At 65.9% G+C, this 5,306-nt stretch carries 5 protein-coding genes; 3 read left to right on the top strand and 2 right to left on the bottom strand.

What is annotated here, in order from left to right:
- Positions 1-210 precede the first annotated feature (210 nt).
- The 3 genes from UB43_RS13175 to UB43_RS13165 all read left to right on the top strand — a co-directional run bounded on the left by UB43_RS13175 (position 211) and on the right by UB43_RS13165 (position 2,183).
- Positions 211-804, top strand: a complete 594-nt coding sequence (locus tag UB43_RS13175) for an RNA polymerase sigma factor (RefSeq protein ID WP_045211558.1) — start codon at positions 211-213, stop codon at positions 802-804.
- Complete coding sequence (locus UB43_RS13170; RefSeq protein WP_045211556.1) at positions 801-1,496, top strand: hypothetical protein; 696 nt, start codon at positions 801-803, stop codon at positions 1,494-1,496. The genes UB43_RS13175 and UB43_RS13170 overlap by 4 nt, the downstream gene beginning before the upstream one ends.
- A gap of 126 nt (positions 1,497-1,622) precedes the next feature.
- Complete coding sequence (locus UB43_RS13165; RefSeq protein ID WP_052969543.1) at positions 1,623-2,183, top strand: hypothetical protein; 561 nt, start codon at positions 1,623-1,625, stop codon at positions 2,181-2,183.
- Between the two features lie 81 nt (positions 2,184-2,264).
- Here UB43_RS13165 and UB43_RS13160 read toward each other — a convergent pair whose 3' ends face one another.
- Positions 2,265-4,082: a long-chain-acyl-CoA synthetase gene (locus UB43_RS13160; protein ID WP_045211553.1), complete on the bottom strand. Its 1,818-nt coding sequence runs from the start codon at positions 4,080-4,082 to the stop codon at positions 2,265-2,267.
- A gap of 328 nt (positions 4,083-4,410) precedes the next feature.
- Entirely contained in the window at positions 4,411-5,232 is an 822-nt protein-coding gene (locus UB43_RS13155) for an NAD(P)-dependent oxidoreductase (protein WP_045211550.1), read from the bottom strand.
- Positions 5,233-5,306 lie beyond the last annotated feature (74 nt).

Below are 5,306 nucleotides of genomic sequence, written 5' to 3'. Positions count from 1 at the left end.
CTGCGTAAACGTTTATCTACGGTTAACCCCTTTTCCTGCAATGTCTCGTCCAAGCAAGTTGAAGTCCTCGACGAGACCGCCGCCGTGCCGCTTGCCATCCCCGAGCCTCTGCCAGCCAGTCACGGCGCTACACCTGTGCCTGCGACATCGGCGATACTCGGTCGTTGGCGAGAAGCCAGTCGACACCCGCACCGACACGGATCGAGAGAGTTGAAGATATCCCCCAAGGACGAAAGCGACGTGGCCCTGCTGCGACGCTACCGACAAGGCGACGCCGAGGCGTTCGGCGAGCTTTACGCTCGTCATCGCCTGGGCCTGTTCCGCTTCCTCTGCGGCCTGTGCGGCGACAATGCCCAGGCCGAGGAAGTGTTCCAGGAAACCTGGCTGAGCCTGATCCGCAGCGATAGCCAGCCACTGGGCGCGGCCAGCTTCAAGACCTGGCTGTACCAGATCGGCCGCAACCGCCTGATCGACCATTGGCGCAAGCTGGGCCGGCACCAGGGGCGCCAGGAAAGCTTCGACGAACAATTGCATGGCGATGTTTTGAGCGGCGAGAGCACCGACCCCGAACGCGAGCTGAGCCTTGCCCGCGACCAGCAGCGCCTGCAGGGCGCACTGGAGTCTTTGCCGGTGGAGCAGCGCGAAGTCTTCCTGCTGCGCACCCATGGCGATCTGGAACTGAACGAAATTGCCGAGCTGACGAAAACTCCGGCGGAAACCGTGAAGAGCCGACTTCGCTATGCCATGCAGAAACTGCGTCGGTTGTTGTCCGACCCGTCGGTGACCGAGGAGGTGAACCCATGAACCGCGATCCGCACGAGCAGGAACTGCTCGAGCACTACCGCCGGCACAGCGATGAGCAGCCGTCGGCGCAGCTGGACGCGCGCATCCTGGCCGCCGCCCGTGCCGCCGTGCAGCAGAAGCCCCCGAGTTTCGCCCAGCGCCTGCACCAGTGGCTGCTGGGTGCCGGCAGCCGCCAGCGCTGGGGCGTTGCCGTGGCTGGCCTGGCGACCCTGGGCATCGGCCTGAGCCTGACCCTGCGGACCTTTGAAGAGGCGCCGGAGCGCTTCGACGCGCCGGTATCCCCGGCAATGATGCGCGCGCCAGCGCCCGCACCGGCCATGGCGCCGCCGGCGGCGCCTGCTGTGGCGGAGCCGAGGATGGCCGCGCCGCAGATGGACAGTGCCGCTGCCGGTGCAACGATCCAGGAGCTTGCCAAGCCGGCCCCGATGAGCAAGAAAATGGCGGCAGCAGCGGCAAGGGACGAAGTCCGCGAATCTGCCGACGCACAGGCGCGGTCAGGCGTATCGGCCGAAGGGAAGCTCCAGGCATTCGCCGAGGAGGCCGACGAGCCGCGTACCAGTCTGCTGCATCTGCGCGACTTGCAGGACAGCGGGCAGAAGGCGGAGGCTGAACGTGTGCGCGAGAGCTTGCGGCAGCGCTTCCCGGACCTGGATATCGACAGGGCCCTGAAGGAATTGCCTGACAACCCTTGATCAATGGCAGGCAGGGTTCAGACTGCGTCTGTCAGACTTACCGCTGTAACGGTTTGTCATGGCAAGGCACTTGCTCTGCCTCGTATCTCGCGCCAGCATTGCGCGGTTTTTCTGACGGTCCGCTCCATGAAGAAGTCTCGAATCCTCGTTGTCGCCAGTCTGTCCCTGCTGCTCGCTGCCTGTGGCGATGAGCACAAGGACAAGGCTGTCGCTCCGGCCCCGGCTGTTGCCCCGGCCGTGACCGTGCCTGCCAGCGCGCCTGCGCCCGAGCCGGCCGCCGAGCAGCCGCGCGAGGAAGAGGCCAGACCTGCCGCCGCCAAGTCCGTGGCGTCGCCCAAGTCCGCCGCGGTCGAGGCCGCCATCAAGCCTGAGGCCAAGGCGCCCTCGAAGACGCCGGCGCAGGTGAAGAAGCCGGTTGATCCGGTGGTCAAGCAGCCGCTGCCGACGGTGAAGCTGGACCTTCGTCTGCCCAGGGACCTGGTCCATCAGTTGGAGCCGGACGATCCGATCACCGTGATCGAGGAGAAGCCGATCCTGCCGCCGATGTTCGGCGAAAAGACCGGACAGAGCCCCTTCGAGGTCGGTGGCCGGCTGATCCAGCGCGAGCCGAACGAGCGCGAGCCCAACGACGACAGTTGGCATTCGGACATCCGCGGCGCCGAGTTGCAGTTCAAGTTCCGCAACTGACCCCGTGACACCGCTTGTAGGAGCGGGCCATGCCCGCGATCGCGCGCACGGCGCGCCCTCCAGGGCGAGTCCGTGTGGCGCTCAGAACCGGTGCACGCCGCCGCGAATCGCTTCGAACAGCGCGCCATCCAGTGCCCGATAGGCCGTCTCTCCCGGTAGCCGCACGAACAGCGCCTCGGTCACTGCCGAAGGGTCGTAGGCGTTGCGCTTGAGGTCGGTCTTCTTGTACTTGAAGGTCCCGGTGGTCTCCACCTGGGCCAGCAGACGCAGGAACAGCGGCACGGCGTAAGCCGGCAGCTCACGGTCCAGGTGGGCCGCCAACGCTGTCGCATCCAGGCTGGCGCCGTCGGCCAGGCGCAGTGCGGCCATGCCGCAGCGGCCGTTGGTGCCGGGAATCTCCACGCCGTAGACCACCGCATCCTCCACGCCGGGGAACGCGCCCAGGGCGTTTTCCACCTCGGTGGTGGAAACGTTCTCGCCTTTCCAGCGGAAGGTGTCGCCCAGGCGGTCGACGAACTGCGTGTGCTTGAAACCGATGTCGCGCATCAGGTCGCCGGTGTTGAACCAGGTATCGCCTTCCTTGAACACGTTGCGGTAGATCACCGCCTCGCTCTTGGCCGGGTCGGTGTAGCCGTCGAACGGCCACTTGTCGCTGATCTCGCTGATCAGCAGACCGGCTTCGCCCTTGTCGACCTTTTCCATGAACCCTTTGGCGCCCCGTACCGGCTGGTCGTTCTCCAGGTCATAGCGCACGATCGCGTAGGTTGCCGGCGAGAAGCCCACCGTATTGTCGAAGTTGAACACGTTGGTGAAGCCGATGTTGCCCTCGCTGGAGGCATAGAACTCGGTGATTCGCTCGATGCCGAAGCGCTCCTTGAACTCGTTCCAGATCGACGGGCGCAGGCCATTGCCGATCATGCAGGTCAGGGTATTGCCGCGCTCTTCCGCGCACTGGGGCTGGTTCAGCAGGTAGCGGCAGAGTTCACCGATGTAACCGAAGCAGGTTGCCTGGTAGGTCTGCACGTCTTTCCAGAAGGCGCTGGCGGAAAACTTGCGGCGCAGGGCGATGGCCGCGCCGCCGGCCAGCACGGCGCTCCAGCACACGGTCACGGCATTGTTGTGGTAGCACGGCAGGGTCAGGTAGAGCACGTCGCTGTTGGTCAGGCCCAGGCCGGAATGGCCGAAGCCGCCATAGGCCTTGATCCACTTGCCGTGGCTCATGATCGAGGCTTTGGGCAGGCCGGTGGTGCCGGAGGTGTAGATGTAGAAGCAGGCGTCCTTCAGGCGCACCTTGGCGGTTTCGGCGAGGTTGTTCGAGTCCTGTTCCTGCGCCAGGCGCATCAGGCTGTGCCAGCCCGCGGGCGCTTGTGCCGCTTCCTCGCCATCGGCGATCCAGTAGCAGCGGCCGCCGCTGTTCTCCAGGGCCGGGCGGACGTCCTCGAAGGCTTCGCGCAATTCTTCGCCGACCACGAAATGGCTGGGCTTGACCAGGTTGAGGCTGTGGCTGAGTACCTGGCCGCGCTGGGTGGTGTTGACCAGCGCGCCGATGGCGCCGAGCTTGGCCAGGGCGGCGAGCACCACCATCAATTCGGCGCGGTTCTCCAGCATCACCGCGACCACGCTGGCATGGCCGACGCCTTCAGCCTGGAAGGCCCGCGCCAGGCGGTTGGCCCAGCCGTTGAAGAGGGCGTAGGACAGGCGCCGGCGCTCGTCGATCAGCGCCGGGCTGTCCGGGTAGAGGCGCGCGGCGCGCTCCAGCGCCCAGCCCAGGGAGAGGTTCTTCTCGCGGTTGCGGATGCCGGTGTAGTACAGCCCGCGCAGCATGCGTGGCACGCGGCCGAGGGTGGCCGGCAGGTGGGCGAGGAAGCGGGTCGGGGTGATGATGTCGGCGTGGCTCATTGACGCGTGCCCTTATTGTCATTGTTGTCTGTGGCGTGCAGACGCTTGCGAGCGACTCTAGGTCGTCGTCCGGCGTGCGCCTATGGCTGTTGCGCGCGAGGCGCAGGGCAGATCGGCAAACGCATCGGCCAGGCGTTCATCGCAGTCTAGGAAGGCTTGGCCGGACGGCCAGCGTGTGATTGTGTCGATTGGTAAACGCAAGGCAGGGCGCGCGAGTGTTCGGCGGATAACGCGTGCCGCGTTATCCGCCCTACAGGGAGTTGGCGCGTAGGGCGAATAACCGCTTGCGGTTATCCGCCGTGGGGCGCGCCGCGACGGATGGCGGGTATCAGTCGAGGAACAGGTCGGGCACCAGGCTGCCGCCGTTCGGGTCGAAGCGGTACTGCTCGAAGTCGCTCTGGCCCTGTTCGCGCAGGATGTCCTCGTCGATCAGCAGCCGACCGCTGATGCTGCGCTCGCTGCTGGAGAGGATGGCGTAGGCAGCGTCCGCCATGATCGCCGGCGTGCGCGCGCGCTTGAAGGCGTCGCGGCTGCCCAGTTCGAACTCGATGGCGGCGGTGGCGATCATGGTCTTCGGCCACAGCGCGTTGACGCTGATGCCGTACTTCTTGAACTCCTCGTGCATCCCCAGGGTGAGCATGCTCATGCCGTACTTGGTGACGGTGTAGGGGCCGTGCTGGGCGAACCACTTGCCGGCCAGGTTGATCGGCGGCGACAGGCTGAGGATGTGGCCCTTGCTCTGCTTCAGGTAGGGCAGCGCGGCCTGGCTGCAGACCATCACGGCGCGGGTGTTGATCTGGTACATCAGGTCGAAGCGCTTGGGTTCCAGGCGCTCCACGCCCACCAGCTTGATGGCGCCGGCGTTGTTCACCACGGCGTCGATCCCGCCGAAGTGCTCGGCAGCCTTGGCCATGGCTTCGCGCACGGCGTTCTCGTCGCGCACGTCAAGTTGCAGGGCCAGTGCCTTGCCGCCCACAGCCTCGACTTCCTCGGCGACGCTGAAGATGGTGCCTTCGAGTTTCGGATGGGGCTCGGCGCTCTTGGCGGCGATGACAATGTTGGCGCCATCGCGGGCGGCGCGCAGGGCGATTTCGCGGCCGATGCCGCGGCTGGCGCCGGTGATGAAGAGGGTCTTGCCGTTGAGGGACATGGTTGGGGCTCCGTGTTCTTGTGGTCTTGTTCTGACGGAATGGTTTCGGTGTCATCCCTGTAGGAGCGGGCCAT

This window comes from Pseudomonas sp. 21, assembly GCF_000955805.1.
Classification (GTDB): domain Bacteria; phylum Pseudomonadota; class Gammaproteobacteria; order Pseudomonadales; family Pseudomonadaceae; genus Pseudomonas.
This window is presented reverse-complemented; position numbering and strand designations above follow the sequence as displayed.

Excerpts from the sequence above, each read along its gene's own strand:
- UB43_RS13165 (WP_052969543.1), top strand. The coding sequence starts at position 1,623 with ATGAAGAAGTCTCGAATCCTCGTTGTCGCCAGTCTGTCCCTGCTGCTC.
- UB43_RS13170 (WP_045211556.1), top strand. The coding sequence starts at position 801 with ATGAACCGCGATCCGCACGAGCAGGAACTGCTCGAGCACTACCGCCGG.
- UB43_RS13160 (WP_045211553.1), bottom strand. The coding sequence starts at position 4,082 with ATGAGCCACGCCGACATCATCACCCCGACCCGCTTCCTCGCCCACCTG.
- UB43_RS13155 (WP_045211550.1), bottom strand. The coding sequence starts at position 5,232 with ATGTCCCTCAACGGCAAGACCCTCTTCATCACCGGCGCCAGCCGCGGC.